Source organism: Pediococcus stilesii, from assembly GCF_001437075.1.
Classification (GTDB): domain Bacteria; phylum Bacillota; class Bacilli; order Lactobacillales; family Lactobacillaceae; genus Pediococcus; species Pediococcus stilesii.
The window spans coordinates 57940-80156 of the sequence record NZ_JQBX01000011.1; the positions used below are offsets into that span (position 1 = coordinate 57940).

A 22217-nucleotide genomic window follows, 5' to 3' on the forward strand; every position below is an offset into this window, starting at 1 on the left:
GTAGATCTATCAGGTTATAATTAAGATAACGACCATACCAGAGGAGGAAGAAAAATGATTTTTACTTATGACGTCTTGGAAGAAGTTATTAATACAGGAAAACCAATCGTGATCAACGACAAGACGCAGATCCAAAAGTTAAACGGCGAAGGGATTAATGCCGTTACTTTTGTGTCAAAGGATTGGGGTTCGTGTGATTATTACGATTTTTTGGAATTAAATCCGGGCAAGGGAATTGTCATTTATTCTGACGGTAATAGCTTTGATGGGTTTAGTGTTTTTGAAATTCCATTAAGTGAGTTTTATTTTGATGTGAATACTGAAAAGGGAATCATTGGAATAGAAGATGGGGTTGGAAACCAAACGGACTTTTTAGACTTATTCACGGGTCCAGCGGTGGGTGAATTTACACGGAAATACGTCAATTCAACCGATGAAGAAATTAAAGAAAGTAAGGAATACCAGCTGACGGACCGTTATATTAGCGATTATTTGGGTTATGAAGGAGCCGAAGAAGAGAAAATTAATCTCGCATTGCTACGATTTGCGATGGCGACTTATACTGATCAAAATCGGCCCCGATAAAATGCTAATTTTACATTAAGATTACAACGGTTGATTTTTTAATTTTGCGGAGTATAATTTCTTCTGTTCCAGTATTTATGGTTATTTTTTGGAGGAAGAAAAATGATTTTTAAATATGATGTTTTATCAGAAGTTATTAAGAACGATAAGACAATTAAAATCAACGATAATAGTTACATTAAGAAAATTGCCGGTCTAAACGGTATTGAATATGTTGTTCGTGATAGTAACCGACACGATTACTACGTTTTTCTATCGGTTAATGCGGACGAAGGTGTGGTCGTCAACACGGACAATCATACTGAGCTAGGATTTGAGCTATTACGAACGCCTAAGAAGGATTTCTTCTTAGGAATTAACACTAATATTAACTTTGTCGACTACTATGACGGTCCGGGAACTCAAACTGATTTTCCAGATGTGATTGAGAATGAGGATTTGGAAAAGGTCTACGACAAGTACCGTGGTGCTAGTGATGAAGAGCTTAAAGCCTCAAAGCTGTATCAGCAGGTCAATACTTGTGTGAGCACTTATCTACGGGTTCAGCCGGAGTTAGAAGAAAAATTAAATCTATCAATTATCCGCTTGGCTCTGTTATCTCATGCTCAAAAAGAACGGGCAGTGGCCTAACAAAGTAAAGTCACTTAGCCGGCGTTTGGATTAAAAAGTTTTTTGATAATTTAGAGTAAATCAAATAGGGAGTTACAACGATGAGGGCCTTCCCTCATGATTGTAGCTCCCTATTATTGTCTAATTTTAGAAGATAAAATCAGTTTGATTTTTAATCGAATTTAATTTGAAGTGAATTTCCAATGTTGAATGGCGTTGTAATAGGCGCCGTACAGCTCGGTGTCTTGCTTTAAATTAGAAGTTTCAACCGTTGGCGTCTGCAGTGTCTCCTTTAATAAAGGAATGGTTTCGCGAATGACCTGTAATTGATGATTAATTTCAGGAACTAGGATGCTTTGATTGCTAATACTGCCACCAATGACATATTTGCTAAGATCTAAGACGGCTTGAATGTTGGTAATCATATACGCAACATTTCGGCAATAAGCATTGAATAACTCACGGGCGTTAGAATCACCATTTTCGATGGCCTTGAACACTTTGGTATCATCATTTGGATCAACAAGCTCTAAACGGGTTCCAATGGAATGGACCATTTTGGTTGCGGAACAGGCATTAAACATAATGTTTTCCGGGCGATAATTCTCAACTTCTGGATTAGAAATAAGCATGCCAACTTCACCGGCTTGTAAGTGAGAGCCTGATAAGATTTTGTTGTTTAAAACAATTCCTGAACTTACGCCGCTATCTAAAATAATTGCACAGCCGTTATCAACATTCTGGAGGTTTCCTTGCCATTGGGATGCAATAACTGCACAGATACCAGTACTTTCCATGAAAACTGGCAGTTCATAGCGAGCAGAGATGATCTTTCCAAGGCTTAATCCATGTAGCATTGGTAATGAGCCGCCCTGGTAGATAACGCCATTTTTTTGGTCAACTTGGCCAGGGACGCTAAGCCCAATTCCATAGACGGCTTTAACATTGTCACTCACAATTCCATAAATTTTTTTTAGGAAATTATCGACACCATCCGTGGGGGTAGAGATGCTTTTTTTGATTTTTAAGTTACCACTTTGGTCAAAAAGTGCGTAACGAATAAAAGATTCATCAATTGCGATACTTAAAAAATCCGTATTGTCCATCATCATCATTCCTTTGTGTACATTATTATACATTGATTGAGAACGATTTCAAAGTCCGATAAGGAGAATCAAGTTTGAATTAATCCCAAAAGACGATATAGTTATTAGGAATATTGAATTATGGAAGGTATCTGGATGAAGACGTTAAAAAGTATTTCCGAGAATAAGGTAAAAATTGGAATTTTAGTTGGATTATTGGTTGTCGGATTAATATTTAGGAAAAGTTATTTAGTTAGTAACATTTATTTTGTGGCCGGAATGTTAATGCTATTCGCGGGAATCATTTCGATTCTATTTAATGCGCACCTTTTTAGCGGCTGGAAGTTAAATGTTAATCGCAAGAATAGTGAGTTTGTTGATGATGTTGAAGGAACTAAAAAACTATCCAAGAAAGAACTCGCCAAAAAAGTTGCCGCACAAAAAAACGCACCACTAAAATTTTCATTAGTGACGCGTACTTTTCTTAGCTATGCTTTAATTTTAATTATTAGCAGTATTTTGGTGTCATACTTCTAAGACAAATTTTTTAATGGCTAATGCAACGCCACTTTCGTTGTTAGTAGCAGTAATGAACTGCGCTGCATCCTTAACGGCGTCAATCCCATTTTCCATTGCGACACCAAGTCCAGCGGCCTTGACCATGGAAAGATCGTTACCTTGATCGCCAATTGCCATAACTTGATCCATTTGAAGATTGAGGCGCGCGGCAAGTTCGCGAACGGCGTTGCCTTTACTAACATTCTTAGGCATTAATTCAATAAAGTAGGGTTCACTTTGAGCAATGCTAAAGTCTGAGCCAAATTTTTCGATAATTTGATCGTGAGCTTTTCCAAGGATCTTGGGCTCATCAATGAACATTGCTTTTGGAATTTCTAGTGTGGGATCCATTTCGTCCACAGCGCGATAGCGTAAGCCCATTTCCACTAAGAAGCTTTCGCCGACGGTAAAGGGACTGATATTTTTATTGGCAGTGTAAATATGATTTTTTCCGTCAATATGAAAATGAACGCCGACTTGACGACTAAATCGTTCAATTTTCAAGTAGTCTTCAAATTTTAAAGTGTGTTTGATTAAAGTTTCCCCGTTTAAATTTTGTGCTAGAGCGCCATTGTATGTAATGGCGTATTCGTGTTCGTTTTGCAAATCTAATTGCTTTAGATATCTTTGGATTCCAGTGATTGGGCGACCGGTACAAAGGACGACGTTTACTCCAATCTTGGAAGCAGCGTTGATTACCGCGATGTTTTGGTCGGTCAGTTGTTTACGGTCATTTAGTAGTGTGCCATCGAGGTCGATGGCGATTAGTTTAATACTCAAGGTTATACTCCTAACGAATTAAATTATTTTTGATATGGGCTTGAAAAGCTGCAAATGTGTCAGAAAATAGATTGTTATCAGTGTTGACGAGCATTTCCTTTGGAAAATAGAAACGTTCATCACTCGATATTTTTCCGGTAATGGACTTAACTAGATCACTGACCGTTGAAAGCTCAACCAGTGAACCATCAGCCTGCATTAATTCAATCTGGGTTCGAGGCTTTTTGGAAGTTGGATCATAGGCGTCGTATGGTAAATCGTAGCTGTCGTTTTCAGCCGTATAGTATTCGACGTCAAAGCCCGCTTCCGTAACCAGCTTCCTGAGTTCAGGAAGTAGCGACCGGGTTGGTTCCTTTATTTGTGCAGACTTAAGTGGGATCCGTCCTAAGAACCGGGCAGATAGGTCACTTAAAATAGGATCTTCATCGTCTTCCCATTGAAGAAAGTATGTGTTTAAAACGCCATCATCTAATTTTAAATAGTCGGTAAGGCTAAAATTTTCATCGAAAAACGGCATCAAATAGTGTGGTTGAAACGCACGCTGGTGATTATTAGCGCGCTCAGATTGGTACAGCTCGTTTGCCCGCTGTAAAAGATGACCAAGAATGACCTCCATCGAGCGCGATACCGAATGAAAATAAACTTGAACGTACATCTGGAACCGACTGACGATGAAATCTTCAACGGCATGAATTCCGCTAATCTGAAAAGCAATGCCGTTTTTATAAGGACGCATCACCCGTAAAATTCGGGTTAAGTCAAAATTACCATAATTGGTCCCGGTATAATATGAATCTCTTAACAAGTAGTCCATTCGATCGGCATCAATTTGACTGGAAATTAATTGAACGACCTGTGGATTAGGATAGTCATGGCTAATAACGGAAGCAACCTTTGTTGGGAAATCAGGACTGATTTGGCGAAGCGCTTGGTTAACTTCTGTTTGAGGATCCGTAATGATTTGGGTCGTGATTAATTCATGGTCAGTGTGAAAGATGTGCTCAAAAGTGTGGGAATAAGCTCCATGCCCAATGTCATGTAGAAGAGCCGCACACAAAGTGACAAGCCGCTCATCGTTATTCCACAGTCCATCGCCAGGAGTTTTGGTGGGATAATTTCGTTCAAAACTATCGGTTATTCTGCGAGCAACCTCATAACAACCTAACGAGTGTGAAAAACGAGTGTGTTCAGCGCCATGAAAAACAAAAGAAGTTGTTCCAAGCTGATGAATTCGACGAAGTCGTTGAAATTCCTTCGTGTTGATTAAGTCTAAAATGACCTGATCTTGAACGTAAATATAGTCATGAATCGGATCGCGGAAAACTTTTTCCATAGGGAGACGCTGACTTTTTGGAGACATTTGAATACCTTCTTACTTTACTTTTATTTAAAAAGAACGTTTAACTTAAATTATACAGGTTTTATAACCATCTTGTAAAAGCTTATAGCTAGAATATTATATGAAATGAATTATAATTATTACATTAGAGTAACGAAAAAAGAGGAGAAATTTAATGGCAGATTTAAATAACGGAATTCCAATTGAAATTCATCTAGAAACGTTTATTGAGCAAGAAGGTGAGCAGTCACATATGGTTTTTGACGAGCCCGGTCAAGTGTTTCAAATGGGTCGCTCAATTTATTTAAGATATCAAGAATTGGACGAAGAAACGGGTAGAAGAGTGCCAGTTACAATGAAAATCGACGGAGAAAGTAACGTCCTCTTAACTAGGTCGGCAGAAAGTGAAATGCGACTACGGTTTGCGAATGGGAAGCGGATTGAGGCACGCTATCGAACTCCATATGGAATATTCCCAATCGAAACGGTAACGCCAATGCTTGATGTCCGTATTCAAAATGGTCCGCTAGCTGGACGGATAAATATTGATTACCAACTCTTTGCCGGCGAACAGCTAATTGGTAACTATAAAATCAGATTGCAATTTACTGCTTAATTGTAGTATTATTTGAGATAGACTGTGGAAAGGACGTGCACCAGTTGGAATTAGAAAATTTTAAGGGTCAAAACAAAAACGAACTCTCAATGATCGAAGTTGCCCACGCTATTTTAGCTAAGAGTGGTGAACCGTTAGCTTTCGTAGATTTAGCTAATGCGGTTCAGAGTTATTTAGATAAGACAGATGAGGAATTCAGAAATCGATTATCACAATTTTATACTGATTTAAACGTTGATGGAAGTTTCATTTCTCTCGGCGAAAATACATGGGGCCTTCGTACTTGGTACCCATTTGAATCAATTGATGAAGCCCTAATCCATGCTGAAGACGAAGATGAAGACCGTCCAAGACGTAAGAAACGTAAAAAAGTTAATGCCTTTCTTGCCGATGCCGCTGATGACGACGATGTTATTGATTATGACTCGGATGATCCCGAAGATGAAGATGTTGACGCTGCTGATGACTCAGACGATGACGATCCATCATACGAAGATCTTTCTAGTGATGATGACAACGATGCCCTCCCAGACGGAATTGAAGGACAATTATCAGAACTGAATGACGATGATGACGACGAAAATTAAACTTACAAGCTTGACTTATGGTTTGTAACTCTGTATTATATTTTTTGGGCTCTGGAGATCCTTTTGGGATTTTTTCAGACAATGAACGGTAAATACCCCCTATTCTGGGAATAGGGGGTATTTTTTATTGTTGTATAAGTATTTATAACGATAACCGGCTGTTATGTTTCCGAGTTAACCAGTCATATATGTTAGAAAAGGAGAATTTTAATGACCAAATATATTTTTGTTACAGGTGGGGTTGTTTCATCTTTAGGTAAGGGGATTGTTGCGGCATCCCTAGGACGTCTTCTTAAAAATCGTGGATTGAAAGTTACAATTCAAAAGTTTGATCCATATATTAATGTGGATCCAGGAACGATGAGTCCTTATCAACATGGAGAAGTTTTTGTTACGGATGATGGCACAGAAACAGATTTAGATTTAGGCCACTACGAACGTTTTATTGATATTAATTTAAATAAATATTCTAACGTTACAACTGGAAAGATTTACTCAGAAGTTTTACGTAAAGAACGTCATGGTGACTATTTGGGCGCTACTGTACAGGTTATTCCACATATTACAGATGCAATTAAAGAAAAAATTATGCGTGCCGGTAAAGTTACAGACTCAGATATTGTGATTACTGAAATTGGCGGAACGGTTGGAGATATTGAATCGCTACCATTCCTTGAAGCAATTCGTCAAATGAAGAGTCAAGTTGGATCAGATAATGTATTTTATATTCATACGACGCTTGTTCCTTACCTAAGAGCTGCTGGTGAAATGAAAACCAAGCCAACTCAGCATAGTGTAAAAGAACTTCGCGGACTTGGAATCCAACCTAACATGTTAGTTGTTCGAACGGAAGAAGATATTACAGAAGGTATGCGTGCAAAAATTGCAGCATTCTGTGACGTTGAACCAGAAGCCGTAATCGAATCACAAGATGTTTCAAGCTTATATGAAATTCCACTTAATTTAAAAGCACAAAAGATGGATGACATCGTGGTTAAACACTTTGGTCTAGACGTTAAGGAAGCCGACATGGCAAAATGGAAAGATCTTGTTGACCATGTTAACAACCGTTTGAATCATACAATCAATATTGCATTGGTTGGAAAGTATGTTGCACTTCAAGATGCTTATATTTCAGTTAACGAAGCATTAAAACATGCCGGATACCTAGTTGATGCTGACATTAAGATTACAAAATTCGATTCAGAAAAACTTACAAAAGAGAACGTTGCCGAAAAACTAGCAGGACAAGATGGAATTATTGTTCCAGGTGGATTTGGTGATCGTGGAATTGAAGGAATGATTAACTCAATTCAATACGCTCGTGAAAATGACGTTCCGTTCTTAGGAATTTGCCTTGGAATGCAAATGGCCAGCGTTGAATTTGCACGAAATGTACTTGGATATCAAGATGCTAATTCAACTGAAATGGATCCTGATACAAAGAACAATGTAATTGATCTAATGGCTGACCAAGAAGGCGTTAAGGATATGGGTGGAACACAACGTTTAGGCCTTTATCCATGCAAGTTGAAGGAAGGGTCAGTTGCGGCTGCTGCATATGACAACCAAGATATGATCCAAGAACGTCACCGTCACCGGTTTGAATTTAACAACGACTACCGGTCAGAGATGGAAGCAAAGGGATTGGTATTCTCAGGTACTTCACCAGACAATCGTTTAGTAGAAGTTATTGAGTTACCAGAAAAGAAATTCTTTGTGGCTGCTCAATACCATCCAGAATTCCTATCACGCCCACAACGTCCAGAAGGTCTATTTAAGGCATTTATTGCCGCAGCAAATAAATAATTAAACCCAAAATAGTCGAAATTTCGACTATTTTTTTTAAGAGTTTATGTCATGCGGTTGTATTTTTGGTACAAATTATTTATGATTGAAGTTGACTGTAAAATACATTCCTTAAATTTTAAGTACTTTAAGTTCGTTTGTGAGGAAAAACCATGAAAAAAATGATAATCAAGGGTGGACAGCGACTGACTGGTGAAGTAACCATCGGCGGTGCTAAAAACAGTACCGTTGCGCTGATACCGGCTGCTATTTTAGCTGATACACCAGTTCGCTTTGATTCGGTGCCCGATATACTTGACGTCCATAACTTAATGATTATTCTCGAATCAATGAATGTTCATTCGACTTTCGAGGATGGAGTTATGGTGATTGATCCGACTAAAATTGTTGAAAATCCATTGCCAAGTAAGGCAATTAAGAGTTTACGCGCTTCGTACTATTTTATGGGATCATTACTTGGCCGTTTTAAACGTTCGACCGTTACCTTCCCTGGGGGAGATAACATTGGACCACGACCAATTGATCAGCACATTAAGGGTTTCAAAGCCTTGGGTGCGAACGTGACTGAAAATGAAGATACTGTATATATTTCTGCTTATGAACGTGGTCTACATGGCGCTCATATCTTTTTAGATGTGGTCTCAGTTGGAGCAACAATTAACGTGATTTTAGCAGCTGTAAAGGCGCAAGGAATCACCACGATTGAAAATGCCGCGCGTGAGCCAGAAATTATTGATCTCGCCATGTTTTTAAATAACATGGGCGCTAAAATTCGGGGAGCCGGAACGGATGTAATTCGAATCGAAGGTGTGGACAAGCTAATTTCGACGGCTACACATACTATTATTCCGGATCGAATTGAAGCTGGAACGTACTTATCGATGGCAGCCGCTGTTGGTGATGGAATTCTAGTTAATAATATTATTCCTGAACATTTAGAATCGTTCACTTCAAAAATGATCGAGCTCGGCGTTGATATTCAAATTGACGGTGACAAAATTTTTGTTCCTAAAGTGAGTGAGATGCAATCAATTGAAGTAAACACCAGCCCATTTCCGGGATTTGCGACAGATTTACAACAGCCTTTAACGGCATCGTTACTGAAAGCAACCGGGCAAAGCGTTGTTAATGATCATATTTATCCGGAACGTGTTAAACATGTGTTAGAATTACGCAAGATGGGTGCGAATATTAAGCATGCTGATGGTGTTATTTATGTTGATCATACCGATCAATTATTTGGTGCCGAAGTTGAAGCCGGCGAAATCAGAGCTGGAGCGTGCCTCATGATCGCAGCGTTTATGGCGTCAGGAACGACCACAATCACAAAAGCTGATAATATTTTACGCGGATATGATAGTTTGGTTAAAAAGCTAACGCAGCTCGGCGCTGAGGTTTCAATTGTCAGTGATAATTCACTATAGTTACAGATTAGGAGAGTTAAATTCATGGATAACTTTTTAACAATGAATGACCTACAAGAAATGACTCTCAAAGAAATATACGGCCTTGCCCGTGAATATAAGATTTCATATTACAGCCAGATGAACAAGAAAGAATTGTCACTGGCTGTTTTGCGTGCTCAGGCTAAAAAGAAGTCATTTGTGGAAATGGAAGGCGTTCTAGATATTATTGGCAACGAGGGCTATGGATTCCTCCGACCAATCAATTATGGTCCTTCTCAAGAGGACATTTATATTTCTGCTTCACAAATTACCAGATTTGGATTACGAAATGGTGACTTAGTGGGCGGGGAAGCGCGACATCCAAAACCAGGGGAACGCTATTATGGCTTGATGCGAGTAACCTCTGTTAACAATAAAGATCCAGAAGAGGCTAAGCAGCGACCACATTTTCCCGCACTAACGCCAATTTATCCTAATCAACAATTAAAATTAGAAACTACCCCAAATGTTTTATCGACCCGTTTGGTAGATTTATTTGCACCAATTGGTTTTGGCCAGCGTGGACTGGTTGTTGCCCCGCCCAAAGCGGGTAAGACCACTCTTTTAAAAGCAATTGCGAATGGAATTACTACTAATCATCCGGATGTTAAATTAATTGTGCTTTTAATTGATGAGCGTCCTGAAGAAGTTACTGATCTTGAACGGTCGATTAAGGGTGAGGTTGTTTATTCCACCTTTGACCAGGAACCTAAAAATCACGCACGAGTTTCGGAATTAGTTTTACAACGTGCGCTCCGATTGGTTGAAGATAAGCAAGACGTTGTTGTTTTACTGGATTCAATTACAAGACTAACTCGCGCGTACAATTTAGTGACGTCACCTAGTGGTCGAACATTATCTGGGGGAGTTGATCCAGCCGCATTCTATAAACCGAAAAAATTCTTTGGATCTGCTCGAAACATTGAAGAAGGTGGATCGCTAACGATTATCGGAACGGCTCTTGTCGAAACTGGTAGCCGAATGGATGATGTGATTTACGAAGAATTTAAGGGGACTGGAAATTCAGAGTTAGTATTATCACGTAACTTGGCAGAACGACGCGTCTTCCCAGCGCTTGATATTCGTCAATCAAGTACTCGAAAAGAAGAGTTAATGTTAGACCAAGATACTCTTAATCAACTTTGGGATATTCGACGCTCAATGCGTGGTGACGCACTTGAGTATACGGAACAGGTGCTTAAATTACTAAAGAACACCAAAAATAATACGGAATTTATCGAAAATTTGAAGGGACTTCATTTAGGGTCAAAGAATAACAAAAAGTCCTAAACCGGCTTGTTTAAGTTGATATTCTATGATACTATTGGGGACGTTGATTTATAAAAAACTATGACTCAGCAAATGACTCATGGCAAAGGAGCGTAATATCATGAAAAAAGGAATTCATCCAGATTATCATCCAGTTGTATTTCAAGATTCAGCAACTGGTTTTAAATTTTTATCAGGTTCAACTGTTGGTTCTTCAGAAACAGTTAAGTGGGAAGACGGCAACGAATACCCATTAATCCGTGTTGAAATTACTTCTGACTCACATCCTTTCTACACAGGACGTCAAAAGTTCCAACAAGCCGACGGAACTGTTGCAAAGTTCAACAAGAAATACGGTCTCAAGTAAGAGGTTTTATTTCAAAACACAAAAAAGAGTTCAAATCGAAGTTGATTCGATTGAACTCTTTTTTGTTGGATTTATTGAACTTAACCATTATTTTCGAATTTTTTTAAAAAAGATGTAAATACACACTACGATTTCGCCAGTGATTACAGAAGTGGCAACAATTACCGCTAGTGAACTTGATGGAACTTTGATAATAAACATTAAAAAGAGTGTAACGATAATGCTAATTAACACAATCCAGTTAATCCACCTTTGGATGGGAACTAAAACATCTTTGTTCGGTTGCCAAAAGAAATAGTATATTCCCCAGATTATGATAATAATCATCAGACTCGTCATCAAAATCATCTACCTTAGTGAACTTAATCGTGCCCGATACCAACGAATGGTAACTGGATCCTTAAGGATAATTCAATTATAATTTAAAAACCAGCGTTAGAACTATAAACATAATTCCAACGCTGGTTTTAAATTAGTTAGATTTAAGCTACGGACCGACCATTTAACCATCTAAAGAGGATAAAATTAATTAAAACTAGAACAGAAGTGGCAATGAAAACGGCACTATAGTCAAACATTCCGGAAACTGCTGAACCAATAAGTGGACCAATCATGTTCCCTAGTGCTTGGAAAGATTGATTCCAACTAAATACCCGACCGGTGACTTCGGCCGGAGTTCGTTTAGAGAGAATGCTTTGTACAGCAGGAAGCATCGCTCCATCAGAAATACCGATGAAAAAGCGGAAAACGCCGAGCCAGAAAATCGAAGGAACAAAGGCCATTGGCAGGTATAGAACCATGGCGAACAGGAACGCTACGGAGAGCACTTTTTCGGTTCCGATGCGATCGCCCAATTCTCCTAATCTTGGAGCCGCCAGCATGTTGGCAATTCCAGGAATGGCAGCGATTAAGCCGGCGACCATCGTGACACCGGCCCCATTGTGCATCAATTCTTTGACATAAAGACTAATGATTGGAGCGATTGAATTGTTGGAAGCCTGGATAATCATCGTAGTGATGAACATTCCAAAAACGGCTTGCGGACGATTTAGCTTACTAATTACTTGCTTGGCGGTTAATGAACCAGTCTCGTGTTCAACGGGGACAAAGTGTTCATGAACCAAGAAAAAGCTAAGTAAGAATACTATTAGTAATAGCCCACCAGTAATGAAAAAAGTAATCCGATAGGAAAAAATTGAAGCGAGTGCGCCACCGATTAGCGGTCCGAGGAGTGATCCGGAAACGGGCCCTGTTGATAAAATTCCAAGGGCATACCCACTTTTTTCTTTGGGAGTTTCGGTTGCGATAAGTGCATTTGCGTTACTAATGTAACCGGCAAACACACCTTGTAATAAACGAAGACCAATCAATTGAAAGACGTTTTGAACCAAGCCCATTGCTCCGAGAACGAATGCCATTCCAAGAGAGGCTCTTAAAATCATGATTTTACGACCACGCTTATCCGCAATTTTTCCCCAGATGGGTGAGATGATTGCTAGGATAAGAAATGTGGATGAATAGGTTAGCCCACTGTAAAAGGACAATTCTGATTTTGAGAAGTTGCCTAATGTGTTGACATAGAGAGATAAAAACGGCATAATCTCACTGAACGCGACACCGGCAATGAAGGTTCCAAACCAAAGAACAAAGAGATTTTGTTCCCATGGTTCACGCTTCTTTTTCGATAGTCTTCTTCGATTGAAAAACATAATAAAGCCTTCTTTCAAAAAAGATATACCTATATACAATAACACAAAAAATAAAAATGATAACGGGGAAACTTTCATGAACAAAAAACTAAAAAACTGGTTGGTCTCAATTGGGTTATCACTTTTGGTATTACTCAGTTTGGCATTAATCTTTAACCGACAGATTAAAACTTGGATGGTAGCACAATATAATCCAACCATTAATGAAAAGGTTGTTGCAACGAATAGTAAGAAAAAGGGATCGTTTGATTATTCAAAGGTGAAATCCTTAGATTGGCAAACGGTCTTAAAAGCACGGGCATCTGAAAATCGAATTAAAGTTATTGGTGAAATTGCATATCCAGATGTTGATATCCATCTTCCGATTGGCAAGGGTGTGGACAATTTAACGCTAGCCTTGGCCGCTGGTACCTTAAAAGCCGATCAAAAAATGGGCGAAGGCAATTATGCTTTAGCAGGTCATCATATGGTTGATAAACAGGTGCTGTTTAGCCCATTGTACTGGAAAGCAAAGATTGGACAAAAGGTATACCTAACTGATGAAACAAATATTTATGAGTATCAGGTAAACGTTCGACAATTCATTAAGGCCACCGATGTACAGGTTGTTGACGATGTTAAAGATCAGAAGCTATTAACCCTCGTAACATGTGATGACACTGGAGAAGGGCGCCTAATGATTCGCGCTAAATTTGTTAAGAAAATGGCCCATTCACAGGCACCACAGTCCGTTCAAAAGTTATTTGCAAATAAATTTAATCGTTAGAAAAATTTAGTGACTTGAGACGTATAAATTCTGCCGGTAGTTTGGTACTATTAGTATCATACAGGATAATTTATAAAAGGGGTGGCGTTAAATGACAGGAATGTTAATTGGACTAGCCGTAATTGCAGTGATTATTATTGCGGTAGTCGTGATGTATAACGGATTAATCAAGGCGCGAACATATACCGAAGAATCATGGAGTCAAATCGACGTTCAACTTAAACGAAGAAACGATTTAATTCCTAATTTGGTAAACACAGTTAAGGGATATGCAACGCATGAAAAAGAAACTTTAAGTAGAGTGGTTCAATTGCGAAACCAGTTGGTGGATCAGACTAGTAATCCGAATCCAACTACGGATCAACGAGAAAAAATGATGGAGACGTCTAATCAAATAACGGATTCATTAAAGAGCATTTTTGCACTTTCAGAAAACTACCCAGATTTAAAGGCAAACCAGGAATTCACGAAATTAATGGAAGAATTGACTAACACCGAGAATAAAATTGCTTATTCACGTCAATTATTTAACTCAAGTGTTGCAAGCTACAACATTAAGTTACAATCATTCCCAAGTAATTTGATTGCTAAAATGGGTAATTTCCAACAAGTTAATTACCTTCAAGTTCCAGAAGAAGAAACTAAAGCACCATCAGTTTCATTTGATAAATAATAACGAGGTCGAATGAATGTTATATCAGCAGATTGCAAGTAACAAACGTAAAACAATCTATGTCATGATTGGATTTGCTATCTTGGTTTTGTTCATTGGAGCGGCTGTTGGATACGTGTTTTATAACAGCGCAATGGCTGGAGTAGTGATGGCGGCAGTGATTGCCGCTATTTATATGGGCATGATGATTGCAAATTCAACGAACGTCGTAATGGGAATGAACCATGCGACAGAAGTTAATGAATCCAGCTATCCTGAACTCTGGCATATTGTAGAAGATATGGCCTTGGTAGCTAAAATTCCGATGCCAAAGGTTTATATTGTTGATGATCCTAGTCCGAATGCTTTTGCAACTGGAAATAGTCCTAAGAATGCGGCCGTGGCCGTGACCACTGGGATTTTGTCCCGGCTGAATCGTGAGGAGCTAGAGGGTGTAATCGGCCATGAAGTTTCGCATATTCGAAATTATGATATTCGACTTTCAACGATTGCCCTCGCGCTTTCATCAGCAATTGCAATGTTAGTTAATTTGGGAATGAATTCCTTTTGGTGGGGCGGTGGACGCCGTCGAAGCAATGATGATAATGATAACGGTGGTTTAGAAATTATATTGATGTTGCTTTCACTTGTTTTGGTAATCCTAGGGCCAATCGCCACAACGATTGCCCAGCTGGCTTTATCACGAAACCGAGAGTATCTAGCCGATGCTTCTAGTGTCGAGCTGACACGTAATCCACTTGGATTAATTAATGCGCTAAGAAAGATTTCAACAAGTGAACCAATGAAAGCAGCCGACCCAAGTAGTGCGGCGTTATATATTTCGGATCCATTTAAGAAAAAAAGATCGATGGCGCATTTGTTTGATACCCATCCACCAATTGAGGATCGCATTCAACGTTTAGAAAAGATGTAGTTCTAAAAGATATATAGTTAATTGAAAGAGAGTTAAGGTTATGCGTGATGACTATATTTTTGTGCATTTAGAATCAATTGTTAATTTAATTTATTCGCGCGGAATTACAGCAAATGACTTTTTGAAGGGCGTTTTGCAAATACCAACTAATGTTTTGTTGTTAAATCGGCAGGTTGATGATGACTTGGTGATTGACAATCATACTTTTTTAAATGAAATTAACGGTTCAAAAGAAATTAATCAGTTTTTACTTGAAAATCAGGGCTCTAGAAACTGGGTCGATTTTTCTCAGCGGGATGCACTAAGTGAGCTAACCCCGCATGATATTGCAGAATTATTGTATATGGGACATATGAAAACCCACCTAGGGACGCCTTTTTCGTACAAATTGCAAAATGATTATGTCTATCTCAACATTGGCGAAAACCAGGTTAAGACGTATTATCGACGATTAAAGAATTTTTATTCGGTATTGAATTATTCAATAATTCGGCATGCTGAACAAGCATATAATGAACATCGACTGGTGTTTAGGCGTGGAAATAAATTTGCCGAGCTTCCATCAGGAATGGTCCGACAACTGATCCCGGTATTAGGCGAGGGACTAATTTTTGCTTTTGATCAAGCTTTTGAACAAGATCGAGAGTATCGAATTCCAATCTTGATTGCTAGTGAAAGTAATTTGGCACCAACATTAAGAAGTAAAGAATCACTATATAATAATGCACAGCAAATTGCTGTTCTAAAATATAATTTAAGAAGCAAGAATTGGCACTTTATTATTACCAACCCACAGGCGTTTGATTCGGATGCTCTATACTAAATTTAGCTTTAGTCTAGCCGACAAAAAAGAAAACCTCAATTCGGTTTTCTTTTTTTATTCGTGCAATTTGACTTCCTAGCGGATGGATTATTATGAATTGTTCCTGTGGTATAATTGGACTCAGGTTTTAAAAGATTAAGGAGAGTTTTAGATAAATGAAAATGCAACTTAGCGAAATTGCGCGCGCATTAGATGCGGATGAAATTCCGGATCAATGGAGCGAGATAGACGTAACTAGTGTTCAGTTTGATAGTCGAAAATTATCGTCTGGGTCGTTGTTTGTTCCAATTATGGGACAACGTGATGGACATGATTTTATTGAACAAGCGGTTGAGGCAGGAGCTGTTGCAACACTGTGGGGAAGGGAACATCAAGATGATCAACCTCAAAACATACCTAGTATTTTAGTTGATGATCCTTTAGCAGCACTTCAAAAACTAGCTAAATATTATTTGGATAAACTAAATCCGAAGGTAGTGGCAATTACTGGTAGTAATGGAAAAACAACGACGAAGGATATGACGGCATCAATCTTAGCCTCGGAGTACAACGTAGTTAAAACTCAGGAAAACTTTAATAATGAATTAGGGGTTCCGATTACAATTTTAGGGATGAGTTCGAACACGGAAATTTTGGTTGTTGAGTTGGGGATGGATCGTCCGGGTCAACTTCATTTTCTCAGCGACTTAGTTCAACCAGATATTGCAGTAATTACAATGATTGGTGAAGCGCACATTGAATTTTTCAAAACGCGCGACCGAATTGCGGATGCCAAAATGGAAATTACCGATGGAATGAAGGAGGACGGGTGCTTTGTATTTAATGGCGACGAGCCCCTCCTTACAAAACGGGCGGAAGATGTGGATGTAGAGCACTTTACCTTTGGACTGAAAAGTGACAACAACATTCATGCTTTTGATATTAAGAGCCAAGATCAAACCACGAGTTTTAAGACTAATTTGGACGAAGAAGCAGTTGTAACGATTCCGGTGATTGGTGATTACAACGTAACTAATGCTTTAGCAGCAATGGCTGTTGGGGAAAAATATCATATAAGTGTTCAAAATGAGATTAAGGCATTGGCAAAATTTGATTTGACTAAAAATCGGACCCAATGGTTAACTGGTAAAAATGGTGAACGAATTTTAAGCGATGTCTATAATTCGAATCCGACGGCAGCTAAAGCGGTGCTGGATTCGTTTGCCAATACGGAAAGCAATGGGAAACGCTACGTTGTTTTAGGTGATATGCTAGAGCTTGGCGATGATGCGGATGAAATGCATGCAAGTTTAGCTGAGAAGTTAAGTCCGGCTCGATTTGCGGCAGTCTATTTAATCGGCCCGCATATGAAAGCGTTGCGAGATCGGCTGCTTAATGAAAAAATTTATGATGCAGGTGCAGTTTATTATTATGATGCAGATGAACTAACGCGCTTAAGTCGAGACTTAAATCATCAATTAACGGCGAGCGATAGTGTCCTATTAAAAGGAAGTCACGGAATTCACCTTGAAAATGTTGTTGATGAATTAGAAGCTTAAAACTATTTAGAGTTAATCAAAATTAGTTTTGCTTAAATAAGCTAAGGCCATGATGAAGCTAAGGTGATCATGGCCTTTTTATTTTTAAGAATGTTGGTTTAATGCGAAACGGGAAAATCGATTTTTTAAAGATTAACGAATTCCCGTCGTAACAGCGTTTTCATGAACTTTTGATTTGCTAAACCATATTTAGGGGTGTATGATTATAAAGTTATGTTTACACGATTGTTACTGTGGGGTGACCCTAAAAAGACGGATTTTCTTTGATGCAGTAACAGAAATTTAGGAGGAAATATATTTGAAATTTACCGAACTAGGGCTAGACGAAAACATTTTAAAAGCTGTTTTAGATAACGGATACGAGGAGCCAACTCCTATCCAAGCTGAAACAATTCCTGGTGTTTTAGAAGGAAAAGATATTATTGGACAAGCTCAGACAGGTACTGGTAAGACAGCTGCCTTTGGGTTACCAATTTTACAAAATGTTGATCTAGACAATCCTAATATCCAAGCAATTATTATCTCGCCAACACGTGAGTTGGCTGCTCAAACACAAGCAGAGATTTTTAAATTAGGAAAATATAAAAAAGCTAAGGTTCAAGTAGTTTATGGTGGTTCTGATATTCGTCGTCAGATTAATGCACTAAAGAGCCACCCACAAATTGTAGTTGGAACACCTGGCCGTTTGCTTGATCATATCGGACGGAAAACAATTCGTCTTGATCATGTAAAAACGTTGGTTCTGGATGAGGCTGATGACATGTTAGACATGGGATTCTTGCCAGACATCGAACAAATCATCGAACAAACACCAAGTGATCGTCAAACCTTATTATTCTCAGCGACAATGCCCGCACCAATTAAAAAAATTGGTGTGAAATTCATGACTGATCCAAAGCAAATTACAGTTAAATCAAAAGAATTAACGGCTGATTTAGTGGATCAATACTATGTTCGCTCAAAAGAATTCGAAAAGTTTGATATTTTAACTCGAGTAATTGATGTTCAATCACCAAAATTGGCAGTTGTTTTTGGTCGTACAAAACGTCGAGTTGATGAAGTTGCGAAGGGATTAGTTGCACGGGGATACAACGCCGCTGGAATCCATGGTGATTTAACCCAACAACGTCGAATGAGCATCCTGCATCAATTCCGTGATGGACAATTAGATATCTTAGTTGCCACAGACGTTGCGGCTCGTGGACTAGATATTTCTGGTGTTACGCACGTTTATAACTACGATATTCCGCAAGATCCAGAAAGTTATGTTCACCGTATTGGACGGACTGGTCGTGCTGGAGCACACGGTACATCTGTTACCTTTGTAACTAATTGGGAAATGGATTACTTACGCGATGTTGAACGGCTAACTAAGAAACGTTTACTACCTTTGAAGCCACCAACAGAAGAAGAAGCTTTTGCTGGTCGAGCAGCGATGGCTGAACAAAATATCCAAGAATTAGTTCAAAAAACAGATGTTACAAAATTCGAAGAGCAAGCCGAACATCTTTTAGAACAGTATGACGCCAAGACCTTGGTTGCTGCGCTGTTAAACGATGAGACGAAAGCGGATGCTAGCGAAATCAAAGTTAAAATCACACCAGAACGTCCACTCCCACGGAAAAAGAATGGTAGCAACCGAAGCAACAACAAGGGTGGCTATCGTGGTGGAAACCGTCGTGGAAATGGCGGCGGTCACCGTGGTAACGGTAATGGTCGAAGTGGAAATGGTAAGTGGAACAATGACCGTAAAGGCGGCAAGTCACGCTTTGGACGTGATGACCGTAATCATGGCGGTAACAAACGTAACGATCGGAATTCTGGTAACAAGGGTGGCGCTAATCGCCAATTTGTTATTAAAGAAAAATAATATCCAGAAAAAGTCGCTTAAAGAGCGGCTTTTTTTATAGAATCAAGTTAAAAATAACTCTAAATTACCAACCATTGATAAAAAGGATTATTTTAATTCGATTATTTTTTTGATACAATAGGAGCATTGTTGGGGGGAATCAGGATGATTTATGGGATTGGTATTGATATTACGAACATCGATCGGTTTAGAACTCTTCATAATCCGGAAACCTTTATTAGTCGCGTTTTAACGCCGAATGAGTTTGCTGAATGGAAATCTAAAAAAGGGCAGCGCGCATATGAATTTCTGGCAGGACGTTTTTCAGTTAAAGAATCGTACAGTAAGGCTTACGGAACCGGATTGGGCAAGAAGCTGAACTTTCAAGATATTGAGATTGATTACGATGAAACTGGAAAGCCAATTATTACGAAGCATCCATTTGATGGAATCGTTCATGTATCAATATCGCATTCTGACCACCACGTTGTCACACAGGTAATTTTAGAGGGGGATAAATGATGGTTGTAGGACTTCACCGTTCCAGCAGATTAGTTATTGATGCTGAAGCAATCAGATATAATGTTAGAACTGAAATTGAGCGATTAGATCAACAAAGTGAACTATTTGCGGTGATTAAGGCTAATGGATATGGTCATGGAATTACGAAGGTAGCGCAGTTTACAAAAGAAGCAGGTGCGACTGGGTTTTGCGTGGCGATACTAGATGAAGCATTAGAACTTAGAGAGGCCGGGTTTGAAGAGCCAATTTTAGTTTTGGGTATTACTGAAGTGAAATGGGCGAAACTAGCGGCTGACCATGATATCTCGTTAACGGTTGGTGATTTAGAGTGGTTAAAGACCGCAAGTCAATTGATTGGTGACAAGCAGCAACTAAAAGTTCATTTGGCATTGGATACCGGAATGGGAAGAATTGGGTTTCAGAGCGAAGAGGCATTTCAAGAGGCTGCAAGTTATCTTGAAAATACAGCAAAGTTTAACTTTGAAGGTGTCTTTACCCACTTTGCAACGGCCGATGAAAAAGATAAAAAATATTTTGATTTACAGGTTAATCGTTTTCATAGCTTCATGAAAAGGCTTGTAAAACGTCCGAAGTATGTCCATGTTTCAAATACGGCAACCAGTTTATGGCATGCAGCCTGTAATGGGAATATGATTCGGTTTGGGGTTGGCATTTATGGCATGAATCCATCTGGTCGAGCTTTAAATCCACCATACGATTTGAAGCCTGCTATGAGTTTGGAATCCGAAATTTCGTTCTCGAAACTTTTAAAAAAGGGCCGCTCAGTTAGTTACGGTGCGACTTATACAGCATCGGAAGATCAGTACATCGGCACTATTCCAATTGGTTATGCGGATGGTTATGAACGCCGCTTACAAGGGTTTCATGTCCTAATTGATGGACAATTTTGTGAAATTGTTGGTCGCGTATGCATGGATCAGTTAATGGTACGAATGCCTAAACTATATCCAGTCGGTACCAAGGTGATTTTGGCGGGCCGCTCTGGAAACCAAGCGATTAGCATGACAGATATTGCTGAATATGCGGGGACCATTAATTACGAAATAACTTGTGGATTTACTGAGCGACTACCACGAACTTATAACCATGAATATATAGAAAAATAAGTGAATCAATGTTATGATGATGGTAACAACTAATAGTACAGGAGAGCAATCTTATGAATGATCAAACAAGAGATATGTCAGTTAAAAAAGAGACCTATTGCGAAATGTTTGGTGTTGAACCTAACCGGGTGAATGATGACTTTGTGAAGGGCTTTTTTGTGCGCCATGCTGGGGAACATCTGGAACAATTAAAGAGCGGATATATTCAGATGGCGGACATTAATGCTGAGATTACTCACGATTTTTCTTCGTGTGAAGCGGATTGTGAAAGACGTGTACTTGAACAGTACTAAAATATAATGGGGTGACACTGTGGGCGAATCTGTGATAAAACGAGGGGATTTGTTCTATGCGGACTTGTCACCAGTTGTCGGTTCAGAACAGGGCGGGATGCGCCCTGTTTTAGTTATCCAAAATAACATAGGCAATCATTACAGCCCAACGGTTATTATTGCAGCAATCACATCAAAAATCGCCAAGCCCAAGATGCCGACTCACGTTGGAATTAAGGCTGGGGAAGCTGGGATTAGCCGGAATTCAGTTATTTTAATGGAGCAGATTCGGACAATTGATAAACAACGTCTACATGATAAAATTGGTCGACTAGACGATCAAAAAATGAATCAGGTTGACGAGTCCTTAAGGGTTAGTTTGGGACTCGTTTCCAATACATAGTATAATAAAGGCGATTTTAGGTTAAAATCTAGGGTCGTCTTTTTAACTACATTAAAACTGGAATGGGGTGTGATGATTGGGAAAAATAGAAATTGTTAGGATTTATGACCACGAACAGCCGCAAGATGCTTATCGAATATTAGTCGATCGCGTTTGGCCCCGTGGAATTTCAAAAGTTCGAGCAAAGCTAGATCGGTGGGCAAAAGAAATTGCGCCAACGGCTGACTTACGGAAGTGGTTTAATCATGAAGATGAAAAATATTCGGAATTTAGGACCAAGTACGAAAAAGAGCTAGATTCTAATCCCGCAACATCCGAATTTATTGATTCTGTAGAAGCACAACTGGAAAAAAGTGACGTTTTATTCCTATTTGCGGCTAAAAATATTCCTCACAATCAAGCGGTGGTGTTAAAGGAATACGTCGAGAAAAAATTAAAGTAAGTAATTGAAGCAGTTGGTGTAGGAATTGGTGCGCTAATCGGTGTAGGAATTGGTGCGCTAATTTTAAAATATTTAGCTTTAAGATATCAAAAAGAGGATCACAATTTGACCTGTACCCCAGAAGTTAAAGT

At 39.0% G+C, this 22217-nt stretch carries 25 protein-coding genes; 20 read left to right on the forward strand and 5 right to left on the reverse strand.

The genetic code is table 11. From position 1 onward, the window contains the following. The first annotated feature begins 54 nt into the window (after positions 1-54). Both IV81_RS06055 and IV81_RS06060 read left to right on the forward strand, forming a co-directional pair. Positions 55-585 (forward strand): hypothetical protein, encoded by a 531-nt coding sequence (locus IV81_RS06055; RefSeq protein ID WP_057803301.1) that lies wholly within the window; start codon positions 55-57, stop codon positions 583-585. A 102-nt stretch (positions 586-687) separates the two neighbouring features. Beyond that, positions 688-1215 carry a hypothetical protein gene (locus IV81_RS06060; protein ID WP_057803303.1) on the forward strand — a complete coding sequence of 176 codons (528 nt, stop codon included), beginning with the start codon at positions 688-690 and terminating at the stop codon, positions 1213-1215. A gap of 161 nt (positions 1216-1376) precedes the next feature. Here IV81_RS06060 and IV81_RS06065 read toward each other — a convergent pair whose 3' ends face one another. After that, positions 1377-2300, reverse strand: coding sequence for an ROK family protein (locus tag IV81_RS06065; RefSeq protein WP_057803305.1), 924 nt, complete (start codon positions 2298-2300; stop codon positions 1377-1379). 135 nt (positions 2301-2435) lie between these two features. Here IV81_RS06065 and IV81_RS06070 point away from each other — a divergent pair, with 135 nt between their 5' ends. Continuing rightward, positions 2436-2816: a DUF3899 domain-containing protein gene (locus IV81_RS06070; RefSeq protein WP_057803307.1), complete on the forward strand. Its 381-nt coding sequence runs from the start codon at positions 2436-2438 to the stop codon at positions 2814-2816. Here the strand turns inward: IV81_RS06070 and yidA are convergent. Both yidA and IV81_RS06080 read right to left on the reverse strand, forming a co-directional pair. Beyond that, positions 2805-3617 (reverse strand): sugar-phosphatase, encoded by an 813-nt coding sequence (gene yidA, locus IV81_RS06075; RefSeq protein WP_057803309.1) that lies wholly within the window; start codon positions 3615-3617, stop codon positions 2805-2807. The two genes, IV81_RS06070 and yidA, sit on opposite strands and share 12 nt — an antisense overlap. A gap of 10 nt (positions 3618-3627) precedes the next feature. Further along, complete coding sequence (locus IV81_RS06080) at positions 3628-4977, reverse strand: HD domain-containing protein (RefSeq protein ID WP_057803311.1); 1350 nt, start codon at positions 4975-4977, stop codon at positions 3628-3630. A gap of 154 nt (positions 4978-5131) precedes the next feature. Here IV81_RS06080 and IV81_RS06085 point away from each other — a divergent pair, with 154 nt between their 5' ends. The 6 genes from IV81_RS06085 to IV81_RS06110 all read left to right on the forward strand — a co-directional run bounded on the left by IV81_RS06085 (position 5132) and on the right by IV81_RS06110 (position 11049). Beyond that, positions 5132-5572 (forward strand): YwiB family protein, encoded by a 441-nt coding sequence (locus tag IV81_RS06085; protein WP_057803313.1) that lies wholly within the window; start codon positions 5132-5134, stop codon positions 5570-5572. Between the two features lie 44 nt (positions 5573-5616). Then, positions 5617-6159, forward strand: coding sequence for a DNA-directed RNA polymerase subunit delta (gene rpoE / locus IV81_RS06090; RefSeq protein WP_057803315.1), 543 nt, complete (start codon positions 5617-5619; stop codon positions 6157-6159). A gap of 210 nt (positions 6160-6369) precedes the next feature. After that, entirely contained in the window at positions 6370-7968 is a 1599-nt protein-coding gene (locus tag IV81_RS06095; protein WP_057803317.1) for a CTP synthase, read from the forward strand. Between the two features lie 152 nt (positions 7969-8120). Then, the gene (locus IV81_RS06100) at positions 8121-9392 is read left to right on the forward strand and encodes a UDP-N-acetylglucosamine 1-carboxyvinyltransferase (RefSeq protein ID WP_057803319.1); all 1272 of its coding nucleotides are present in this window, start codon (positions 8121-8123) and stop codon (positions 9390-9392) included. Positions 9393-9416: 24 nt separating this feature from the next. Beyond that, the gene (gene rho / locus IV81_RS06105; protein ID WP_057803321.1) at positions 9417-10703 is read left to right on the forward strand and encodes a transcription termination factor Rho; all 1287 of its coding nucleotides are present in this window, start codon (positions 9417-9419) and stop codon (positions 10701-10703) included. A 100-nt stretch (positions 10704-10803) separates the two neighbouring features. After that, positions 10804-11049, forward strand: coding sequence for a type B 50S ribosomal protein L31 (locus IV81_RS06110; RefSeq protein WP_057803323.1), 246 nt, complete (start codon positions 10804-10806; stop codon positions 11047-11049). An 87-nt stretch (positions 11050-11136) separates the two neighbouring features. Here IV81_RS06110 and IV81_RS06115 read toward each other — a convergent pair whose 3' ends face one another. Together IV81_RS06115 and IV81_RS06120 are read right to left on the reverse strand one after the other, a co-directional pair. Continuing rightward, positions 11137-11388 carry a hypothetical protein gene (locus tag IV81_RS06115; protein ID WP_057803325.1) on the reverse strand — a complete coding sequence of 84 codons (252 nt, stop codon included), beginning with the start codon at positions 11386-11388 and terminating at the stop codon, positions 11137-11139. Between the two features lie 143 nt (positions 11389-11531). Then, complete coding sequence (locus IV81_RS06120; RefSeq protein ID WP_057803326.1) at positions 11532-12758, reverse strand: multidrug efflux MFS transporter; 1227 nt, start codon at positions 12756-12758, stop codon at positions 11532-11534. 76 nt (positions 12759-12834) lie between these two features. Here IV81_RS06120 and IV81_RS06125 point away from each other — a divergent pair, with 76 nt between their 5' ends. From IV81_RS06125 to IV81_RS06175, 11 genes are all read left to right on the forward strand, one after another. Continuing rightward, positions 12835-13524 (forward strand): class A sortase, encoded by a 690-nt coding sequence (locus tag IV81_RS06125; RefSeq protein WP_057803328.1) that lies wholly within the window; start codon positions 12835-12837, stop codon positions 13522-13524. A 91-nt stretch (positions 13525-13615) separates the two neighbouring features. Next, the gene (locus IV81_RS06130) at positions 13616-14197 is read left to right on the forward strand and encodes a LemA family protein (protein ID WP_057803330.1); all 582 of its coding nucleotides are present in this window, start codon (positions 13616-13618) and stop codon (positions 14195-14197) included. A gap of 16 nt (positions 14198-14213) precedes the next feature. After that, on the forward strand, positions 14214-15110 hold the full coding sequence (gene htpX / locus IV81_RS06135) for a zinc metalloprotease HtpX (RefSeq protein WP_057803332.1): 897 nt from the start codon (positions 14214-14216) through the stop codon (positions 15108-15110). A gap of 40 nt (positions 15111-15150) precedes the next feature. Next, positions 15151-15933 (forward strand): hypothetical protein, encoded by a 783-nt coding sequence (locus tag IV81_RS06140; protein ID WP_057803334.1) that lies wholly within the window; start codon positions 15151-15153, stop codon positions 15931-15933. A 155-nt stretch (positions 15934-16088) separates the two neighbouring features. Next, positions 16089-17471: a UDP-N-acetylmuramoyl-tripeptide--D-alanyl-D-alanine ligase gene (locus IV81_RS06145; RefSeq protein ID WP_057803336.1), complete on the forward strand. Its 1383-nt coding sequence runs from the start codon at positions 16089-16091 to the stop codon at positions 17469-17471. Positions 17472-17769: 298 nt separating this feature from the next. Then, entirely contained in the window at positions 17770-19341 is a 1572-nt protein-coding gene (gene cshA, locus IV81_RS06150) for a degradosome RNA helicase CshA (RefSeq protein ID WP_057803337.1), read from the forward strand. Positions 19342-19485: 144 nt separating this feature from the next. Beyond that, a complete protein-coding gene (acpS, locus tag IV81_RS06155; RefSeq protein WP_057803339.1) occupies positions 19486-19842 on the forward strand; it encodes a holo-ACP synthase in 357 nt (118 codons plus the stop codon). Continuing rightward, positions 19842-20969 (forward strand): alanine racemase, encoded by a 1128-nt coding sequence (gene alr / locus IV81_RS06160; RefSeq protein WP_057803341.1) that lies wholly within the window; start codon positions 19842-19844, stop codon positions 20967-20969. Before acpS ends, alr begins: the two co-directional genes overlap by 1 nt. 53 nt (positions 20970-21022) lie before the next feature. Beyond that, positions 21023-21262 carry a hypothetical protein gene (locus tag IV81_RS06165; protein ID WP_057803343.1) on the forward strand — a complete coding sequence of 80 codons (240 nt, stop codon included), beginning with the start codon at positions 21023-21025 and terminating at the stop codon, positions 21260-21262. Positions 21263-21281: 19 nt separating this feature from the next. Beyond that, positions 21282-21644, forward strand: coding sequence for a type II toxin-antitoxin system PemK/MazF family toxin (locus IV81_RS06170; protein ID WP_057803345.1), 363 nt, complete (start codon positions 21282-21284; stop codon positions 21642-21644). Between the two features lie 76 nt (positions 21645-21720). Beyond that, a complete protein-coding gene (locus tag IV81_RS06175; RefSeq protein WP_057803347.1) occupies positions 21721-22086 on the forward strand; it encodes a DUF488 domain-containing protein in 366 nt (121 codons plus the stop codon). Positions 22087-22217 lie beyond the last annotated feature (131 nt).